Raw genomic sequence first — 18,142 nt, 5'->3', positions numbered from 1 at the left:
CCGCAAAGCAGCCCTGATGCGTCAGAACCGGGCGTCGAGTCCCGCCGCGTCCAGGAGGTAGGCGACCATCGGGTCGTAGAAGCGCGGGTTGGTGACGTGGTCGTCCAGCGGCACCACCACCTGCAGCGTGCCCTCCGCCTCGCCGAGGAACAGCGCCGGGTCGTTGCAGTCCGCGTACCCGACCGCGTCGATGCCCCGCTGCCCCGCGCACCCCGCCCAGCCGTGGTCCGCGACCACCAGATCCGGCAGCGGCCGCCCCTCCCGCTCCAGGCCGTCCAGGATCGCGGCCATGGGGGCGGGGGAGTGGGTGTGCCACAGCGTCGCGCCGCGCTCCAGCATCGCCACGTCGCAGAACTGGAAGACGTACCCCTCGTCCGCCTCCAGACCGCCCGGGATCGACACGATGTCGCACCCCGCCGCCCGCAGCGCCGCCGCCGTGGCGCGGTGCACCTCCAGCAGCCCGCCCGGGTGCCCGGTGGCGAACAGCACCCGCTCCCCGGCCTCGGCCGCCTTCCGCAGCACCGACGCCATCCGGTCCAGCGCCCCCACCGTCAGCTCCGGGTCGATCGTGTCCTGCCCGACGCGGTGCTCCGGATCGTCCACCACGCCGCAGCGCTCCGCCATGACCGCCAGCACGTCCTGCTCATCGGCCCAGCGGTCGCCCAGCTCCAGGCCCAGCCAGTAGTGGCGGTCGCCGTTCGCGAGCTTGCGGTAGTGGGCGAGGTTGTTGTCCCGGGGGGTGGCGACGTCTCCGGCGATGCGGGTACGGACCAGGTGGTCGATCAGTTCGGCCCGGCTGGGCACGGAGCTGGGTATCGGCATGCGGTCCATTGTCGCCCCTGCGGCGGGTAAATGGGGGCGTCCGCTACGGCCCCGGTACTGACAGGATCATGACGCGACCACGGCCCGGGCCCCGGTCCCGGCCCCGGTCCCGGTCCCGGGGCTGACGGGATCAGGACGCCGCGCCCGGCTGCGACCTCCCCGGCCGGCGGCCGCGCCGACGCCCCCGGCCCCGACGGCCCCCCGCCGCACCGCCGGTGGCCGCCTGCGCCGGGGCCGGCGCGTCGATCGTGACGGCGACCCCGGACGGGACCCGCGCGCCGGTGATCCGGGCCAGCTCGGTGTCCTCGGAGCGGACCCGGGTGGTGCGCGGGCTGATGCCCGCGTCCGCCATCAGGCCGTTCATCGCACGGCGCTGCGCGGGCAGGACCAGGGTGACGACGGTGCCCGAGCCGCCCGCGCGGGCGGTGCGCCCGCCGCGGTGCAGATAGTCCTTGTGGTCCGCCGGCGGGTCCACGTTGACGACGAGATCGAGGTCGTCGACGTGGATGCCCCGGGCGGCGACATTCGTGGCCACCAACACGCTGACGTGGCCGGTCTTGAAGTAGTCCAGGGTCCGGGTGCGCTGCGGCTGGGACTTGCCGCCGTGCAGCCCCGCCGCCCGCACGCCACTCGCCAGCAGGTGCCGGGTCAGCCGGTCGACCGCGCGCTTGGTGTCCAGGAACATGATCACGCGGCCGTCGCGGGCGGCCACCCGGGTGACGACGGCCCGCTTGTCGGTGTCCTCGATGTGCAGCAGATGGTGCTCCATCGTGGTGACGGCGCCCGCCGAGGCGTCCACCGAATGGACGGCGGGATCGTCGAGGAACCGGCGCACCAACTGGCCGACGTTGTGGTCGAGGGTCGCCGAGAACAGCATGTGCTGGCCGTCGGCCGGGACCTGCCGCAGCAGCCGGGTCACCTGGGGGAGGAATCCCATGTCGGCCATCTGGTCGGCCTCGTCGAGAACCGTGACGCGCACCTGGTCCAGCACGCAGTCGCCGCGCTCGATCAGATCGTGGAGCCGCCCCGGAGTCGCGATGACCACCTCGGCGCCGTCCCGCAGCGCCGCAGCCTGGCGGTTGATCGACATTCCGCCGACCACGGTGGCCGGCCGCAGCCGCAGTGGCCGGGCGTACGGGGCGAGCGCGTCGGTGACCTGCTGGGCCAGCTCCCGGGTGGGGACCAGGACCAGGGCGAGGGGGTGGCGGGGCTCGGCGCGCCGCCCGGCGGTGCGGGCCAGCAGCGCCAGGCCGAAGGCCAGGGTCTTGCCGGAGCCGGTCCGTCCACGGCCCAGGACATCGCGCCCGGCCAGCGCGTTGGGGAGCGCGGCCGCCTGGATCGGGAACGGCACGGTCACGCCCTGGCGCGCCAGCTCCGCGGTGAGCGCGTCCGGCAGGTCCAGCTCGGTGAAGGAGCCGACGGCGGGCAGCAGCGGAGTGGTGCTCGGCGGCAGGGCGAATTCATTTCCGCCGTCGGGTATGCCGGCGGGCACGGAGACCGGCGCCGGGGACGGGCGGCGCCCGCGTGAGCGCGGTGAGGCGCCGCGGGACGAGCGGGCAGGGCGATTGGAGCGGGCACGTTGATCCATACGGGACCTTCCTCGGACGGCGCGTTTCGAGGAGGACTCCTCAGCGGGGATGGTCCCGGGGCGAGAAATTCGCAGAACGTGCCGGAGAGCGGGTGAATGACGGGGCTGTATGTCACGGCCTCGATCGGCCGTCGGAGGCCGGGTGAAATGCCGGCGTCGACCGGCCGGCGGCCGCGGAGGAAATGCCACCGTCCGTGAGCCCGGCCGCGGGGGCCGGAGCGGTCATGCGCGAGCCGGGGCCCGCACCCCTTCGGGCGCGGACCCCGGCTCGTGGCAGGCTTGTGAACCGTGTCAGGCGGGCACGATGTTCTCGGCCTGGGGGCCCTTCTGGCCCTGAGTGACGTCGAACGAGACCTTCTGGCCCTCGTGGAGCTCGCGGAAGCCCTGGGTGGCGATGTTCGAGTAGTGGGCGAAGACGTCGGCGCCGCCGCCGTCCTGCTCGATGAAGCCGAAGCCCTTTTCCGCGTTGAACCACTTCACGGTGCCAGTAGCCATGTCATTCTCCCTTGATCGGGTGCAGAGCCGGAATCCGAACCTCTCGGATTCCGCGTCGCCGCAATGACCCCATCCGGAATGACCGGTAAAAACAAAACGCGCCTGAGGCTACATGTCCTGTCAGGCGCGCATAACGTCCATGGGTACCAAAACTGCAACTGCCTACGACGCTAGCACGGATCGCCTCGGGATGGGGGATCCACGCCGGGTGAATCTACGTTCCCCACCGGCGCCCGATGTGGGACGCTGAGACCACCTGCTCCATTCCTCCGCTCCCCTTGAGGTCCTATGCGCTGCGTCATCGCCAACTACGCCTTCGATCTGACCGCGAACGAGGTGAAGGAAGCGATGAGCGGCGTCAAGCCCGAACCGATCACCGGCCCCTCGGTCCGGATCGGCCGCCGCGACTACCCCGTCAAGCAGGTCGGAGCGGTGATCACCCGCCAGGACCGCCGCGACTTCACCGCGGGCGAGGTGGTCCGCGCCATGAAGCGCCTCGGCTTCGTCTGCGCCCCGGCGCCCGCCGCCGCGCCCACCGAGGCCGCCGTCCTCGACCCCGTCGCGGCCGCCGCTGCGGCGCTGGGAAGCCCCACGAACGGCTGACCGCCGTGCGCTGCCGTGCGGGGCGGCCCGGGGGTGGCCTTCCGCGCCCGGGCTGACCTGGACATGGTGTCGAAAACGACGGCCGTGCCCCTCGGGAACGTACATGTGCCCGACCGGTGGCGCTGCCTACCCTCGAAGCCATGACCACAGCAGACCGCCGCCCCCTCGGCCCCGTCGACTCCTCCCGCACCCCCCGCTACGCGGGCCCCGCCACCTTCGCCCGGCTGCCGCGCGTCGACGAGGTCGGCGGCACGGCGGACGTCGCCGTGGTCGGCGTGCCCTTCGACAGCGGAGTCTCCTACCGGCCCGGCGCCCGCTTCGGCGGCAACGCCATCCGCGAGGCGTCCCGGCTGCTGCGCCCCTACAACCCGGCGCAGGACGCCTCCCCCTTCGCCCTCGCCCAGGTCGCCGACGCCGGTGACATCGCCGCCAACCCCTTCAACATCAACGAGGCCGTCGAGACCGTCCAGGCCGCCGCCGACGACCTGCTCGCCACCGGCGCCCGCCTGATGACCCTCGGCGGCGACCACACCATCGCCCTCCCCCTCCTGCGCGCCGTCGCCCGCAAGCACGGCCCCGTCGCCCTGCTGCACTTCGACGCCCACCTCGACACCTGGGACACCTACTTCGGCGCCGAGTACACCCACGGCACGCCCTTCCGCCGCGCCGTCGAGGAGGGCATCCTCGACACCTCCGCCCTCTCCCACGTCGGCACGCGCGGCCCGCTCTACGGCAAGCAGGACCTCGACGACGACGCCAAGATGGGCTTCGGCATCGTCACCTCCGCCGACGTCATGCGGCGCGGCGTGGACGAGGTCGCCCAGCAGCTCCGCGAGCGCATCGGCGACCGCCCGCTCTACATCTCCGTCGACATCGACGTCCTCGACCCCGCCCACGCCCCCGGCACCGGCACCCCCGAGGCGGGCGGCCTGACCTCCCGCGAACTCCTGGAGATCCTGCGCGGCCTCGCCTCCTGCCACCTGGTCTCCGCCGATGTCGTCGAGGTCGCCCCGGCGTACGACCACGCCGAGATCACCTCCGTGGCGGCCTCCCACACGGCGTACGAGCTCACGACCATCATGGCCCGCCAGATCGCGGCGGGACGGGCCTCCGGCGGCGCCTGAGGCGGGTGGGGCGCCCCGGCGACGGCGCCGGCTTCCCCGGGGAGCCGGCGCCCGACCCGCTGTCTGTAACCGGATCGGTGCGGTCCGTAAGAATTTCGTATTGTCCGATGCACATTCGGGCTCTCGCGAACGCTAGAGGTAACAGAGGGCGCAATACGGCGCACTCGCGGGGCGGGGACGGGGCAGCCTCGTACGACCGACAGAAGGACAGCGAAAGTCCGTGAATCTTCAACTCGTAGGGGATCTTGTCACCGCCGCGCTCGTCGTGCGCGTCTTCGGCAGTGACGTCCTGGCCCTGCTGCGCCGCGCCGCCGCGGCCGGGGTCCGCGTGGGCATCTCGGAACTGCACCAGGGGCACACGGAGGGGAAACGGTGACGCGGGACCACCTCCGCCCGCGGGGTGTGACCTCGATGACCGGACTGCCCGACGAACTCCCGCCGGATTTCCGCGCCTTCCACCAGCTTCACCGCGCCGCCTACCTCCACCGGGCCGAGGTCTACCTCGGAAACCGCTCCGACGCCGAGGAAGCCGTCGACGAGGCGTTCGTACAGCTCGCCCGTTCCTGGACTCGCGTCCTGGCCATGGAGAACCCCGCCGCCTACGCCTGGAAGGTGATGAAGCACCGCGCCATCGACGTGGCGCGCGCCCGGAAGCGCGGCCCCTGCCTCGTGGACAACGCGACCTTCGAAACCGCCGCCCTGCGCGACGCGATCGACCCCATCGCGATGCTGGAGGAGAGCCTGAACCTCTACCAGGCGATCAAGAAGCTTCCGGAACGCCAGCAGGACGTGGTCATCCTGCTCCACTGCCGCGGCTACACCGTCGCCCAGACCGCCACCCACCTCGGCATCACCGAGGCCGGAGTGCGCTCCACCGCGCGCTACGCCCGTCGCCGTCTTCAGCAACTCCTCGAGACCACCGAAGGAAACAATGCCGATGACCTCGCACATTGACCACGTCCTGGCGCGGGCCCTGCTCACCCCCACCCCTCCCTGCGACCTCGCGGCCGCCGAGGCCCGTCTCGCCACCCGCCTCGCCGACGGCTCCCCGGACCGCACGGCCCCGGCCGGCGGCCGGGAGGAGACCGCCGACCACGCGCCGGACACGGACGAGCGGATGGCCCGGGACCTGCGAACCCTGTGCGAAGCGATCATCGGGCGGGACGGTGCTCTGGCGCAGCTCCAGGAGGTCATCACCCACCGCATCCTCGAACCGACCGGCGCGCGCGTCCTGGGCTGCGTCCTGCAACTGGCCGGCCACGAGGACAGCGCGCAGTTCTGGTGGCAGTTCGCCGGCGGCGCCGGCGACCCCGCCGCCGCCTATTGCCTCTACCTCCACCACATGGCCCTCGGAGAGGAGGCCCAGGCCCACTGGTGGCTGGCCTGGTGGCACGAGCAGGCGGGCGGAGGCGTGCCACCCGTGATCGACCCGGAGAAGGAGTCGGCCACCACCGACCACGAAATGGCCATCGCCCTGCGCGTCCTGCGCGGTCTCAAGAAGGGCACCGTCGCCCCCGCGGCCACCACGGCGGTCATCGAGTACGTCGCCCAGGCGGTGGACTTCATCGACGACCTGGACCTGCCCCTGCCGGAACCGGAGTTCGCCGACCGCATCGAAGACCTCACCGCCACCGAGACCGCCACCTCCAGCGCGGCCCCTTCCGGCAAGGCCCTCCTCCCCGAACGCCGCCCCGGCCGTCCATCCCGCCCCGGCCGGGCCCTGAGAGCGGTGCGGGCGGCCAGCGGGACCTGAGCCCGGAACCACCCCGCCCCGAAAACCAGTTGGCGCCCCGCCCCGCCCACGGCACACTTGCCGCCCGTTGCCACCGTGACACGAGGAGGACCCACGGGATGAGGACGAACCGGCTCGGCCGCAGCGCTGTGGAGGTCACGGAGCTGGGATTCGGGGGCGGGCCGCTGGGTGGGCTGTTCGCGGCGCTGGACGACGGGACCGCCGCGGGGGCGCTGGCCGCCGCGTGGGAGCGGGGCGTGCGGTACTTCGACACCTCGCCGCACTACGGCATCGGGCACTCCGAGCGCCGCATCGGCGAACTCCTCCGCACCAAGCCACGGGACGAGTTCACGCTGTCGACGAAGGTCGGCCGGCTGCTCGTCCCGCAGGACCCGGCGGGGCGCATGGACGAGGCGTTCCAGGTGCCCGCGACGCACCGCCGCGTGTGGGACTTCTCCCGCGACGGCGTCCGGCGCAGCGTCGAGGACTCCCTCACCCGGATGGGCGTCGACCGGATCGACATGCTGTTCCTCCACGACGCGGAGAAGCACTTCGAGGACGCCCTGCGCACCGGCTACCCCGCTCTCGCCGAGCTGCGCTCCGAGGGGGTGGTGGGGGCCATCGGGGCGGGGATGTACCACACCGGCATGCTCACCAGGCTGGTCCGGGAGGCCGACGTGGACGCGGTGATGCTGTCCGGCTACTACACCCTGCTGCAGCACAGCGCCCTCGACGATCTGCTGCCCGCGTGCGCCGAGCGCGGTGTCTCCGTGCTCGCGGCGTCGATCTTCAACTCGGGCCTGCTCGCCACCCCGCGCCCCGCCGAGGGCGCGCACTTCGAGTACGCGCCCGCCTCGCGGGAGCTGCTGCGGCGTACGCATCGCATCGCGGACGTCTGCGAGGCGCACGGCGTGACGCTGCCGCAGGTGGCGATGGCGTTCCCGCTGCGGCACCCGGTCGTGGCGGGCATCGTGGTGGGCATGCGCACCGCCGAGGAGGTGCGGAGCAATCTCGACTCCTTCGGAGTGGAGATCCCGGACGGGGTGTGGTCCGACCTGCGCGGCGAGGGGCTGCTCGACGAGCGGGCGCCGGTGGCCGCGTAAAGGCCGTCGTAGAGGCCGTTGGGCGGGGTGGCACATCGAGGTCCGATTGCCGCCAGCGCGCGGCGGCGGGCGCGATCATGCTGATGGCATGACTCAACCGTTGACGACCGACTCGATGGCCATCCTCACCGGCATGTACGCCGCGGAGGCCGAGTACCTGGCGGCCGGGGGCCCGGGAGAGGCCCCGTTCGACACGCTCGCCCCCTTCTTCGCGCCCGATGTCGTACTGCACCAGGCCGAGGCCCTGCCCTACGGCGGCACCTGGCGCGGGCACGCGGGCATGGAGCGGTTCTTCATGGAGATGAGCCGGACGTGGGAGGAGTTCGACATGGTGGAGCAGGAGTTCCTCGCCACCGGGGAGACCGCGGTGATACGCACCCAGGTCCGTGCTCGCGCACGTGCCACCGGTCGGGAACTCACCTTCCCCATCCTCCAGACCATCTCGTTCAAGGACGGGCGGATCGCCGAGGTCCACCCCTTCTACTGGGACACCGCCGCCATCGCCACCGCCTGCGCGGCGCCGACGGAGGAGTGACGAGCCAGGCGGCGCCGACGGCCGGCCGACGCGGCCCGCGCCTCTCGGGTTGCCTTTCGGTGCCCTCGGAAAGAACACCAGGAAGCCCCCGGATGACATGTTCGCCCCAGGCAACTGAAGCGGCGTGGCAGGCACAACCCCCGTCTCCGGCGCGGTGTCTACGCGGGTGATCGGCGACACCGACCGGTCGTCCAACCGCGTTCCGCGAAGGGTCACTTCTGTATGCGTAAGCACGGAATAATCGCCGCCTCCACCGTCGCCCTCGCCCTGGGCGGGGCTCTGTTCGCGGCGCCCGCCGCCCAGGCGGCCACCCCGGTGGCCTCGGTCGTCCACGAGGACGGTGAACTCTGGTACAAGGGCGCCGCCGGGCAGACGAACAACCTCACCGTCTCCGAAGCGGTCGAGCAGCGGGGCGAGTTCGAGTACTACTACATCATCACCTTCCGCGATCGGGGTGACATCGCCATCGACCCGAGTGCGGCGACCGCTGACGAGTGCGCCTACCCCTCGGAGGCCGACCACACGGTCGTCCGGTGCGCGACCATGGCCCCCCTGGGCTCCGACGACTCGGACAACTTCGACGTCAACCTCGGTGACGGCGACGACACCGCGACGGTCGACGCCGACAGCCACGCGTACTCCTCGATCTACGGCGGCCCCGGCGACGACGTGATCAAGGGCTCCGCGTGGGACGTGCTGCACGGCGGCGACGGCGACGATCGCCTCGACGGCGGCGGCGGTGTCTGGAGCGTGGGCCCCTACGGCGACGCCGGTGACGACACCATCACCAACTGCGCGATGGACTGCTACGGGGGCCCCGGCAACGACTCCATGACCGGGGGCGCCGACCCCACCGACAACCACATGTACGGCGAGGACGGCAACGATGTGATCCACGGCCTGTCGGACGCCGACTTCATCTACGGCGGCCGGGGTGACGACATCCTCTACGGCGAGGAGGGCGACGACACCATCTACGGCAACAGCGGGAACGACACGCTCTACGGCGGCCAGGGCGAGGACACGCTCTCGGGCGGCCCGGGGACCAACAAGGTCTACCAGGACTGACAGCGCGGCCCGCTCGCGGGTGCCATGGATTTGTGGTGGATATGGGACAACGACACGCCGTCGCCACGGCGTGTCGTTGTCCTGAACTCACCGCGAACCACTTCCCCAGGGCGGGGCCGGGAGCGCGGGACGAGTTGACCCTCTTATAGATAACCGCTATCTATTGACCGTTCGCAGAGAGGGGCGGTCCGTGCAGGACGTGGTGCTGGCGCTGCTGGTCAAGGAGCCCTCGCACGGGTACGACCTGCGCAGGCGGTTGCGTGCGGCGCTCGGGCCGTTGGGGGAGACGCTGAACGCGGGACAGATCTACGTGACGCTGACCCGGCTCGAGAAGGTGGGGCTGGTCGTCCACGAGCGCATGGACGCCCCGGCGCGGGGCCCGCAGCGCAAGGTGTACGCACTGACCGCGGCCGGGCGGGAGCGGGTGGCCGCGTGGATGGCCGAGACGCCGGGACCCGGAACCGATGTGACGGAGTTCCACCTGAAGCTGGTGGCCGCCGCCGTGTCGGGCCTGGCCGACCCTCGGGCGCTCGTGGACGCGCAGCGGCGGGAGCTGATCCGTGGCCTCGCCGAGGCTCAGCACGCTGCCCTCGCTCACGGGACGGACTCGGAGGCCGGGCTGCTTCTGGAGGGCATCGCCCTACGGATGCAGGCCGATCTGCGCTGGTTGGAGGCATGCGAGCGGACCTGGTCCGCCCGCGAGGGGAAGGCGGAGGGATGACGAGGGACGTGCCGCGGATCATGAACCTGTCGCGGCGGAACGGTGCGGACGCGCGTGCGGGCGCGGGTCCGATGGAGGAACCCGGCGACGCGCCGGTGCTGCGGGCCATGGGGTTGTCGCGGGCGTACGGAGAGGACGAGAGCCTGGTGCGGGCCGTCGAGGAGGTCTGCCTCGACGTTCCGGCGGGGCAGACGCTCGCCGTGACCGGGCCCAGCGGCTGCGGCAAGTCCACGCTGCTGCAGCTTCTCGGCGGTCTGGACCGACCCACCGACGGCGAGGTGTGGCTCGGCGGGCGGCGCATCGACCACCTCGGCGAGCGGGCGCTGGCCAGGCTGCGGCGCCGGGCCGTCGGCTTCGTCTTCCAGGCCTATCACCTGATGGACGAGTTGACCGCGGCGGAGAACGTCCAGTTGCCCGCGCTGCTCGCCGGCGCCTCACCACGCGCCGCCCGCGTCCGCGCCACCCGACTCCTCGCCCGGGTCGGGCTCGCCGACCGGGCCCGGCACCTGCCCTCCGAGCTCTCCGGCGGGCAGCGGCAGCGGGTCGCCATCGCCCGCGCCCTGGTCAACAAGCCGCTGGTCGTCCTCGCGGACGAGCCCACCGGAAACCTCGACAGCGCCGCGACCCGCGAGATCCTGCGGCTCTTCGAGGAGCTGCGCGCCGCCGGCCAGACCCTGGTCATGGTCACCCATGACGAGCGTGTCGCCGCCATGGCGGACCGTGTCATCTCCATGCGCGACGGGACGTTGGCCGACGACACCCGCCTGAGCGGTGGCGACCGGGGACGTCTCGGCGCGCTGCTGAACTGGGAGGGGTGACCGTGGGACGTCTGCTGCTGATCTGCCGCCTGGTCCTGCGCGACTTGCGCCGCCATCCGGGCCAGGTGGTGATGTTCGTGGTCGCCGTCACCGCCGCCACCACCGCCCTGGCTCTCGGACTCGCGACCACCAGCGCCGTGGACACCGCGTACGCGAAGACGCGAGAGGCCACGGCGGGCCCCGACGTCACGGCGACGACGACGGACCCCGACCCGTCCGGCCTGGCCGAACGCCTCACGCAGGCGCCCGGCGTGGTCGCGCACGCCGGTCCGTACTTCGCGTTCGACACCACCATCCGGGCGCACGGGCGTACAGCGCACTCCGCGGTCGAGGGGCGCGACAGGGCGCCGTCCGCCGTGGACCAGCCGCTGGTGACCTCCGGTACCTGGGTACGTCCCGGCGGCGCGGTGGTCGAGCGCGGCTTCGCGCAGGCGATCGGCGTGCGCGTCGGCGAGCGCGTCACCATCGGCGGGCGCAGCGTCCCGGTCGTCGGGATCGCGATCAGCGCGGCCACCTCGGTGTATCCGTGGGGTGATCCGGCGCAGGGGCCCGGGCCGTCCGACTTCGGCGGCATGGTCTGGCTCACCACCGCCGACGCCCGCGCCGCGGCGGGCGACACGCCCGGCGTCCACCTGATCCAACTGAAGCTGGCCGACCCCGCCGCGAGCGGCCGGTTCACCGACTCCGTGTCCACCACGGACGTTACGGGCGACGCCTGGGTCAACTACCTCACCTGGCAGGACATCCTCCGCACGGACGCGAACATGATCAGGTTCACCCGGCCCACTCTGGTCATCGGCGGCTGGCTGCTCGCCGTCGCCGCGATGGTCACCCTCGCCGCGCTCGCCGCCGTACGCGCCACTCGTGACAACCGGCGTGCCGGGCTGCTCAAGGCCATCGGCGCCGGCCCCGGCACCGTCGCCGCGGTGCTGCTGGCGCAGTACCTGCTGCTGACCGTCCTGGCCACCGCGCTCGGACTGGCCGCCGGGACTCTGACCGCACCCGAACTGGCCGACCCCAGCGCCGGGCTGCTCAACACGGTGAGCCCGCCGTCCTCCGGGACCGTCACCGCCGCGCTCTTCCTCGCTGTCGTGGTCACCCTGACCAGTACGCTCGGCCCCGCCCTGCGCACCGTCCGCGCCGGCACCGTCCACGCCCTGGCGAACCCCGCTCACCTGCTCACGCACCACCCGCGCCTGAACGCGGTGACGGCGTATCTGCCCACCTCGCTGCTGCTCGGCGCCCGGCTGGTCGCCCGACGGCCCGGCCGCGCCGTCCTGGCCTCCGCCGGCGCGGCTGCCACCACGCTCATGGTCACCGCGGTGCTCACCTTCCACGCCGAACTCGACGCGGCCCCCGCCTACAAGCGGTTCGGCCCCATCGAAGTGCGGACCGACCAGACCGGCCAGGTGCTGCTCGCCGTCACGCTCGCGCTGGTGGCACTGTCCACGCTCAACACCGTGCTGCTCGGCTGGAGCACCGCTGTGCAGGCCCGGCGCACCCTCACCATCAGCCGTACCCTCGGCGCCACCCCCGGCCAGGTCGTCACGGCGCTCTGCGCCGCGCAGCTCCTGGCCGCCGTGCCCGGGGTGGCGGCGGGGATCCCGGCCGGAGTCGGCCTGTACTGGCTCTTCGGCACGCAGGTCACACCCCCGGGCTCGTGGCTGCTCACCGCCGCACTCGTCATCCTGCTGGCGGTCGGGGCGCTGACCGCCCTGCCCGCGTGGGCCCACACCCGCAGCTCCGCCGGGCGCGTCCTCGACGCCGAACCCGTATGAGCGGCGCTCCCCTTCAGCCCCCAAGGGTCCGCTCCGCGACCCAGCCGGTCATCGCCCGTACGCCGACGCCGATCGCGCGCTCGTCCGGCGCGAAGTCGGGGTAGTGCGGATAGCAGGCGGTGATGGGCGCGCCGGGGGCGCGGACGCCGAGGAAGGTGTAGGTGCCCGGGACGCGGTCCAGGTAGAGGGCGAAGTCCTCGCCGTTGAAGGGGAAGGCGGCGTGGAGCTCGGTGACCGGGTCCCCGCCGAGGTTGTGGCGCAGGTGGCGGGCGAGCGCGCGGGCGTCCGGCTCCGGGCAGACCAGGGCGGGGAACGGCTCGGCGGGGAAGCTCACCGCGGCCCCGGCGTACGCCCCGGCCAGCCGGCGGATGTCCTCGCGGACCTCCGCGTACCGCTCCTGCGGCCAGCAGCGGTAGGACACCGCCACCTTGGCCTCCTGCGCCCTGGCCCGGACGGCCACGAACCGGGCCAGCGGCCCGTCGGGCGTCTGGACGTCGGCGACCATCCGCTCCAGGTCCGCGGGTGTCTGCGGCGGTGCCACCGTGGCGAGGCCGCCGATCTCGGCGGCCAGGCGCCGTGCGGCGTCGGGCGCGTCGGGACCCGAGAGGGTCACCTCGGCGTGGTCCTGACCCGGCAGCCCGTAGCCCGGGGTCACGGCGAACCGGCCCACCGGGAAAGGACCGCAGTGCAGCGCGTGGATCTCCTCGACGCCGGTGCGCTCCAGCACGCCCGTGTCGATCATCGCGCGGGCCCCGGCCAGGGCCTCCTCGGCGGGCTGGAAGAGGAACACCGCCGTTCCGCTGAGGCGCCGCCGGAACCGGGCCAGCACCTGGGCGACGCCGATGGCCACCGTGGTGTGGATGTCGTGTCCGCAGAGGTGGGCGGCCGCCGGGCCGCCCCCGACGATGCCCCCGGGCGGCACCGCGTCCATGTCCGCCCGGTACGCGACGGTGCGGCCGGGCCGCGAGCCCCGCAGGACGCCGATCACGCCGTGGCCGCCCACCCCGGTGGTGACGGCCAGCCCGGCCGCCCGCAGTTCGCGGGCCACCACGTCGGCGGTCCTCCGCTCCTGCCCCGGCGCCTCGGGGTGTGCGTGGAGGTCCCGGCGCAGCGCGATCAACCGGGACTCCAGGCGCGCCACCTCGGCGTCCACCGCCCCTTGCGGTACCCGCCCGTCTGTCACTGCCCGGCCCCGGCCGCCGGCGACGGCCGTTCCCGCGGCTCCCCATCCGATCCCGCCGGCGGCCGCCGTGGCGAGGCCGGCGAGCAGGGTGCGGCGTGCGAGGGCGTTTTTCCTGGGACGAGTCACTGTCTTCCCTATCTGATCCGACGTGGTCTTACGGGTCGTCTTCCGGGCGTTTCCCCGGTCGTCTTCCGGGGCGTTTCCCGATGGACACACCCTCGCCGCGATCAGGTGTCGCCGCCCATCCGGCGGGCCACCACGTGGGGATGGGGGTTAACCCCACCCCGTGTGGCGGCGCGGCCGACGGCCACGCCGCCACACGGGGGGACCGGCGGTCAGCGGGACCCGCGGCGCCCCGGCCGGCCCGGCACGGTCAGCAGCGCCAGACCCAGGAAGAGGACCGCCAGGCCGCACCAGGACACCACCGGCAGCCGCTCGCCCAGGACCGTGATGCCCAGCAGCGCCGCCACCGCGGCCTCGGCCAGGGTGAGGGTGGTGGCGACCGACGCCGGGGTGTGGCGCAGGCCGTGGCCGAAGAGGCGGTAGGCGAGGAAGGTGGGGAGCACCGCGAGGTGGAGGGCCACCGCGGCGCCGCGCGCGGTGGCCAGCCAGGCCGTACCGGTGGCGAGCAGGACGGGGAGCACCAGCAGCCCCGCCGCGCCGAACATCGCGCCCATGACCGCGGCGGAGGGGTGTCCCCGGCCGATCAGGCGCCCGCCGAGGAGCGAGTACACGGCGTACGACAGCCCCGCCAGCGCGGCGAGCGCGATGCCCACGGCGTCCATGTGCGCCGGGCCGCCGGTGAGTTGGGGGCCGAGGACCAGGACGGCGCAGCCGGTCACCGCGGCCAGGGTGGCCACCGTCCAGCGCGCGGTGGGCCGGGCCTGCCCCGTGGCCCAGGCCAGCAGGCCGGTGAAGACCGGCGCGCTGCCCAGCGCTATCACGGCGGCCACGGCCGCACCCGTACGCGCCACGGCCGGGTAGAAGGTGAGCGGATACCCGGCCACCGCGAGCGCGCCGACGGCGAGGAGCCGCTGCTCGGCGCCGGTGGCGGCGGTGAAGAGCCGCCAGGCGCCGCGCGTGGTGAGGAGCAGCAGCAGGCCGCCCAGGGTCAGGCTCGCGGCGCCGATGGCCGGAGCGGGGGCGCCGGAGGGGGCCATGGAGCCGGCGGTTCCGGTGGTGCCCCAGAGCACCGCCGCCGCGAGGATGGGCAGCGGGCCGTCGGCGAGGCGGGCCCGGCGGCGGCGCGGCGAGGCGCCGGGCGCGCCGGGGGTCGAGGGCGCACCGGGCGAGGTGGACGTGCCGGGGGAAGAGGATGTGCCGGGTGAAGAAGAGGCGTGCTGAGCCACAGTCGTGAACTTCCGTCGTCGAAACCAATGAGGACTGGATTCGCGAACGGGCGCACGACAGCGACCCACGGCGGCCCCGCGAGATCAGCGGGGGCGGCGGCCGGGGTGCTGAGAGGTCAGGCCTTCAGCGCGTGCGCCCGATCAGGCGCACGGCGGCGGGGTTACGGCGTGCCAGTAGACGTTCACCCGGGGATCCTAACCGACCCCGTCGGGCGGGCTCGTCTCGGGGAAGTAGCCGCGAGGGATTGAAAGCACGTCGGGTGGGCAGCCGGGATGAATGGCAGTCCGAAGGGGCAAACGGCCGGACCTGTGTTCAGTAATTGAACCATTTGGGTGATTCATTGACCCAATGCGTTCATCTCTTTATGGTCGCTGCACCCTCACCGGCGAACCACGACGGAGAACAATGACGTACTCCCCCCGGCTGCCCCGCCCCGCCAGGCCGCTCCGCGCCGCCAGGTCGTTCCGCCCCGTCCGGCTGGTCGCCCCGCTGCTCGCGGGCGCGCTGATCGCCGCGATTCCCCCGACGACCCCTTCGGCGTCCGCCGCCCAGCACAACGCCGCCGAACACCCCACCCCCTGCCCGCGAGGCGACGGCTGGGCGCTGTCCGCCACCCGGCTCGACCCCGACAGCGGCTTCGACGCCTACGTCGGCAACGGCTACCTGGGCCAGCGCGTGGCCCCCCACGGCACCGGCTACGCCGCCACCGGGGCCAAGACCGGCTGGCCGCTGTTCACCCCCCGCTACGACGGCTCCTTCGTCGCGGGCCTGTACGCGCACAACGCGAAGACGACCGAGGGCAGGCAGATCGCGGCAGCCCTCCCGACCTGGACGGCCCTGGACGTGGCGACCGGCGGGCCCGGCGCCGAGACGTACTCCACCGCCACCCCCGCCGGCCGGATCTCCCACTACCGCCAGACGCTCTTCCTCCGCTGCGGCCTGGTCCGCACCTCCCTCACCTGGACCGCCTCCGACGGCCGCGCCACCGACCTCGTCTACGACGTGCTCGCCGACCGCGTCAACGCCCATGTGGGAGCCGTACGGCTGCGCATGACCCCGCACTGGAGCGGCGAGGCGACCGTCACCGACCGGATCGACGGGCGCGGCGCCCGCCGGATGAGCCAGACCGGGGGCAGCGGCTACAGCTACCGCGACCGCACGATGGACGTGGCGTTCCGCACGGACGGCACGGGCACCGACGGCGCGGTCGCCTCCACGCTGCGCCCCGGCGCGGGCGTGCGCGACGAGCGGCCGCACACGGCGAGCCCGGTCCGGGACCTGTCGGCCCGGCAGTCCGTCACTTTCCCCGTGCGCAGCGGCCGTTCGTACGAACTCGCCAAGTACGTCGGCGTGGACACCGCGCTCACCTCCCGCGCCCCGCGCGCCGACGCCCGCGCAGCCGCGAGCGGGGCGGCGGAGCGGGGCTGGCCCGCGCTGTTCGCCGCCCACGCCGCCGCCTGGGGCAGGCTGTGGCGCTCGGACATCGAGGTGGCGGGGGAGCGGCAAGCGGCACTGCGGCGGTGGGTGCGCTCCGCGCAGTACGGACTGCTGTCCTCGACCCGCGCCGGCGCCCGCGACAGCATCTCCCCGACCGGCCTGAGCAGCGACAACTACGCCGGGCTGATCTTCTGGGACGCGGAGACCTGGATGTATCCGGGGCTGCTCGCCACCCACCCCCGGCTCGCGAAATCCGTCGTCGAATACCGCTACCGCACCCGCGCCGGCGCCCGCGCGAACGCGCGCAGGCTCGGCTACCCGGGCCTCTTCTACGGCTGGACCAGCGCGAGCAAGGGCGATCTGTGGACCGAGTGCCACAGCTGGGACCCGCCGCACTGCCGCACCCAGAACCACCTCCAGAGCGACATCGCGCTCGCGGTCTGGCAGTACTACCAGGCGACGGGCGACGAGAAGTGGCTGCGCGGGCGCGGCTGGCCGCTGCTCAAGGGGATCGCCGAGTTCTGGGCCGGGCGCGTCACCCGCAACGACGACGGCAGCTACTCCGTCAAGGACGTGGCGGGCCCCGACGAGTACAGCAACGGCGTCGACGACGCCGTCTTCACCAACGCCGGCGCCGCCACCGCCCTGCGCCACGCCACCCGCGCCGCCCGCCTCCTCGGCGAGCCCGCGCCCGCCCGGTGGACCCGGATCGCGGACCGGCTGCGGATCCCGTACGACGCGCGGAAGCAGGTCTTCCGGCAGTACGCGGGCTACGACGGCTCGCTGATCAAGCAGGCGGACACCGTGCTGCTCATGTATCCGCTGGAGTGGCCGATGTCCGCGCGGGCGGCCGCGAACACCCTGGACTACTACGCCGCCCGCACCGACCCCGACGGCCCGGCCATGACCGACTCGGTGCACGCCATCGACGCGGCGGGCATCGGCGACCCCGGCTGCTCGGCGTACACCTATCTGACGCGGGCCATCAAGCCGTTCGTGCGCGGCCCGTTCGAGCTGTTCTCCGAGGCGCGGGGGGAGAAGGCGGGCGCCCAGGACCCGCTGTCCGGCTCCCCGGCCCAGGACTTCCTCACCGGCAAGGGGGGCTTCCTCCAGGTCTTCACCCACGGCCTGACCGGCCTGCGGCCGCGCGAGGACCGGGTGCGGCTCGACCCGATGCTGCCGCCCCAGCTCGCCGCCGGGGTCACGCTGCGCGGGCTGCGCTGGCAGGGGCGCACCTACGACGTGGCGATCGGCGCGCACCAGACGGTGGTGCGGCTGACGCACGGCGCGCCCTTCACCGTCGAGACCCCGGAGGGGGACCGGCTGGTGAGCGCCGGCGCCCCTGCCGTCCTCAAGACCCGCCGCCCCGACCTGGAGCCCACCGCCAACCTGGCCCGCTGCCGCCCGGCGACCGCGAGTTCGGAGGAGCCGGGCATGTACGCGGGGGCGGCGGTGGACGGCAGCGCGGCGACCGCCTGGGTGCCCGACGGCGTGTCGGGCTCGCTCACCATCGACCTCGGACACGCCGTACGCATCGCGAAGGTCACGCCCGAGTGGACGGCGACGCGCCCGGCCTGGTACGCGGTGGAAACCTCCCCGGACGGGCGGCGCTGGCACACCGGGCACCCGGGGCTCGCGCGCTATGTGCGGGTGACCGTGCGGTCGGCGGACGAGAAGAAGCGCGCGGGTGTGGCGGAGCTGAGCGTGACGTCGGCGGGCTAGGACGGGCTAGGACGGGCTGGGGCGGGCTGGGGCGCGGGGGCGTCACGGCGCCGCCCCCGCCGC

General features: G+C 73.5%; 17 protein-coding genes. 12 read left to right on the top strand and 5 right to left on the bottom strand.

All coding sequences use genetic code 11. The annotated features are described in order from the left end of the window. Positions 1–21: 21 nt before the first annotated feature. The 3 genes from ABFY07_RS12155 to ABFY07_RS12145 all read right to left on the bottom strand — a co-directional run bounded on the left by ABFY07_RS12155 (position 22) and on the right by ABFY07_RS12145 (position 2,905). A complete protein-coding gene (locus tag ABFY07_RS12155; protein ID WP_428836907.1) occupies positions 22–831 on the bottom strand; it encodes a phosphatase in 810 nt (269 codons plus the stop codon). Positions 832–952: 121 nt separating this feature from the next. Next, the gene (locus ABFY07_RS12150) at positions 953–2,410 is read right to left on the bottom strand and encodes a DEAD/DEAH box helicase (RefSeq protein WP_346174491.1); all 1,458 of its coding nucleotides are present in this window, start codon (positions 2,408–2,410) and stop codon (positions 953–955) included. 291 nt (positions 2,411–2,701) lie between these two features. Then, positions 2,702–2,905, bottom strand: a complete 204-nt coding sequence (locus ABFY07_RS12145; protein WP_311729690.1) for a cold-shock protein — start codon at positions 2,903–2,905, stop codon at positions 2,702–2,704. A gap of 288 nt (positions 2,906–3,193) precedes the next feature. On the opposite strand from ABFY07_RS12145, the gene ABFY07_RS12140 reads away from it, so the two are divergent. The 11 genes from ABFY07_RS12140 (at position 3,194) to ABFY07_RS12090 (ending at position 12,387) form a co-directional block, all read left to right on the top strand. Beyond that, positions 3,194–3,508 (top strand): SCO5918 family protein, encoded by a 315-nt coding sequence (locus ABFY07_RS12140; RefSeq protein WP_346174490.1) that lies wholly within the window; start codon positions 3,194–3,196, stop codon positions 3,506–3,508. A 140-nt stretch (positions 3,509–3,648) separates the two neighbouring features. Next, on the top strand, positions 3,649–4,632 hold the full coding sequence (gene speB, locus ABFY07_RS12135; RefSeq protein ID WP_346174489.1) for an agmatinase: 984 nt from the start codon (positions 3,649–3,651) through the stop codon (positions 4,630–4,632). 220 nt (positions 4,633–4,852) lie between these two features. Further along, positions 4,853–5,008: a hypothetical protein gene (locus ABFY07_RS12130; RefSeq protein ID WP_346174488.1), complete on the top strand. Its 156-nt coding sequence runs from the start codon at positions 4,853–4,855 to the stop codon at positions 5,006–5,008. A gap of 35 nt (positions 5,009–5,043) precedes the next feature. After that, the gene (locus ABFY07_RS12125) at positions 5,044–5,586 is read left to right on the top strand and encodes a sigma-70 family RNA polymerase sigma factor (protein ID WP_065959591.1); all 543 of its coding nucleotides are present in this window, start codon (positions 5,044–5,046) and stop codon (positions 5,584–5,586) included. Next, on the top strand, positions 5,570–6,385 hold the full coding sequence (locus ABFY07_RS12120; RefSeq protein WP_346174487.1) for a hypothetical protein: 816 nt from the start codon (positions 5,570–5,572) through the stop codon (positions 6,383–6,385). Before ABFY07_RS12125 ends, ABFY07_RS12120 begins: the two co-directional genes overlap by 17 nt. Positions 6,386–6,483: 98 nt before the next feature. Further along, positions 6,484–7,467 carry an aldo/keto reductase gene (locus ABFY07_RS12115; RefSeq protein ID WP_346174486.1) on the top strand — a complete coding sequence of 328 codons (984 nt, stop codon included), beginning with the start codon at positions 6,484–6,486 and terminating at the stop codon, positions 7,465–7,467. 88 nt (positions 7,468–7,555) lie between these two features. Then, on the top strand, positions 7,556–8,002 hold the full coding sequence (locus tag ABFY07_RS12110) for a nuclear transport factor 2 family protein (RefSeq protein ID WP_346174485.1): 447 nt from the start codon (positions 7,556–7,558) through the stop codon (positions 8,000–8,002). Between the two features lie 222 nt (positions 8,003–8,224). Then, positions 8,225–9,070 (top strand): calcium-binding protein, encoded by an 846-nt coding sequence (locus tag ABFY07_RS12105; RefSeq protein WP_346174484.1) that lies wholly within the window; start codon positions 8,225–8,227, stop codon positions 9,068–9,070. A 190-nt stretch (positions 9,071–9,260) separates the two neighbouring features. Beyond that, complete coding sequence (locus ABFY07_RS12100) at positions 9,261–9,791, top strand: PadR family transcriptional regulator (RefSeq protein WP_346174483.1); 531 nt, start codon at positions 9,261–9,263, stop codon at positions 9,789–9,791. Beyond that, complete coding sequence (locus tag ABFY07_RS12095; RefSeq protein WP_346174482.1) at positions 9,788–10,609, top strand: ABC transporter ATP-binding protein; 822 nt, start codon at positions 9,788–9,790, stop codon at positions 10,607–10,609. Before ABFY07_RS12100 ends, ABFY07_RS12095 begins: the two co-directional genes overlap by 4 nt. Continuing rightward, positions 10,606–12,387: an ABC transporter permease gene (locus tag ABFY07_RS12090; protein WP_346174481.1), complete on the top strand. Its 1,782-nt coding sequence runs from the start codon at positions 10,606–10,608 to the stop codon at positions 12,385–12,387. Before ABFY07_RS12095 ends, ABFY07_RS12090 begins: the two co-directional genes overlap by 4 nt. A 13-nt stretch (positions 12,388–12,400) precedes the next feature. Here ABFY07_RS12090 and ABFY07_RS12085 read toward each other — a convergent pair whose 3' ends face one another. Then, entirely contained in the window at positions 12,401–13,696 is a 1,296-nt protein-coding gene (locus tag ABFY07_RS12085; protein ID WP_428836906.1) for a M20 metallopeptidase family protein, read from the bottom strand. A gap of 209 nt (positions 13,697–13,905) precedes the next feature. Then, entirely contained in the window at positions 13,906–14,919 is a 1,014-nt protein-coding gene (locus tag ABFY07_RS12080; RefSeq protein ID WP_346174479.1) for a DMT family transporter, read from the bottom strand. Between the two features lie 406 nt (positions 14,920–15,325). On the opposite strand from ABFY07_RS12080, the gene ABFY07_RS12075 reads away from it, so the two are divergent. Next, positions 15,326–18,079: a discoidin domain-containing protein gene (locus ABFY07_RS12075; RefSeq protein ID WP_346174478.1), complete on the top strand. Its 2,754-nt coding sequence runs from the start codon at positions 15,326–15,328 to the stop codon at positions 18,077–18,079. Positions 18,080–18,142 lie beyond the last annotated feature (63 nt).

Source organism: Streptomyces sparsogenes subsp. cuspidosporus (assembly GCF_039532705.1).
GTDB classification, from domain to species: domain Bacteria; phylum Actinomycetota; class Actinomycetes; order Streptomycetales; family Streptomycetaceae; genus Streptomyces; species Streptomyces sparsogenes.
This window is presented reverse-complemented; position numbering and strand designations above follow the sequence as displayed.

Excerpts from the sequence above, each read along its gene's own strand:
- ABFY07_RS12155 (WP_428836907.1), bottom strand. The coding sequence starts at position 831 with ATGGACCGCATGCCGATACCCAGCTCCGTGCCCAGCCGGGCCGAACTG.
- ABFY07_RS12150 (WP_346174491.1), bottom strand. The coding sequence starts at position 2,410 with ATGGATCAACGTGCCCGCTCCAATCGCCCTGCCCGCTCGTCCCGCGGC.
- ABFY07_RS12145 (WP_311729690.1), bottom strand. The coding sequence starts at position 2,905 with ATGGCTACTGGCACCGTGAAGTGGTTCAACGCGGAAAAGGGCTTCGGC.
- ABFY07_RS12140 (WP_346174490.1), top strand. The coding sequence starts at position 3,194 with ATGCGCTGCGTCATCGCCAACTACGCCTTCGATCTGACCGCGAACGAG.
- speB (WP_346174489.1), top strand. The coding sequence starts at position 3,649 with ATGACCACAGCAGACCGCCGCCCCCTCGGCCCCGTCGACTCCTCCCGC.
- ABFY07_RS12125 (WP_065959591.1), top strand. The coding sequence starts at position 5,044 with ATGACCGGACTGCCCGACGAACTCCCGCCGGATTTCCGCGCCTTCCAC.
- ABFY07_RS12120 (WP_346174487.1), top strand. The coding sequence starts at position 5,570 with ATGACCTCGCACATTGACCACGTCCTGGCGCGGGCCCTGCTCACCCCC.
- ABFY07_RS12115 (WP_346174486.1), top strand. The coding sequence starts at position 6,484 with ATGAGGACGAACCGGCTCGGCCGCAGCGCTGTGGAGGTCACGGAGCTG.
- ABFY07_RS12110 (WP_346174485.1), top strand. The coding sequence starts at position 7,556 with ATGACTCAACCGTTGACGACCGACTCGATGGCCATCCTCACCGGCATG.
- ABFY07_RS12105 (WP_346174484.1), top strand. The coding sequence starts at position 8,225 with ATGCGTAAGCACGGAATAATCGCCGCCTCCACCGTCGCCCTCGCCCTG.
- ABFY07_RS12095 (WP_346174482.1), top strand. The coding sequence starts at position 9,788 with ATGACGAGGGACGTGCCGCGGATCATGAACCTGTCGCGGCGGAACGGT.
- ABFY07_RS12075 (WP_346174478.1), top strand. The coding sequence starts at position 15,326 with ATGACGTACTCCCCCCGGCTGCCCCGCCCCGCCAGGCCGCTCCGCGCC.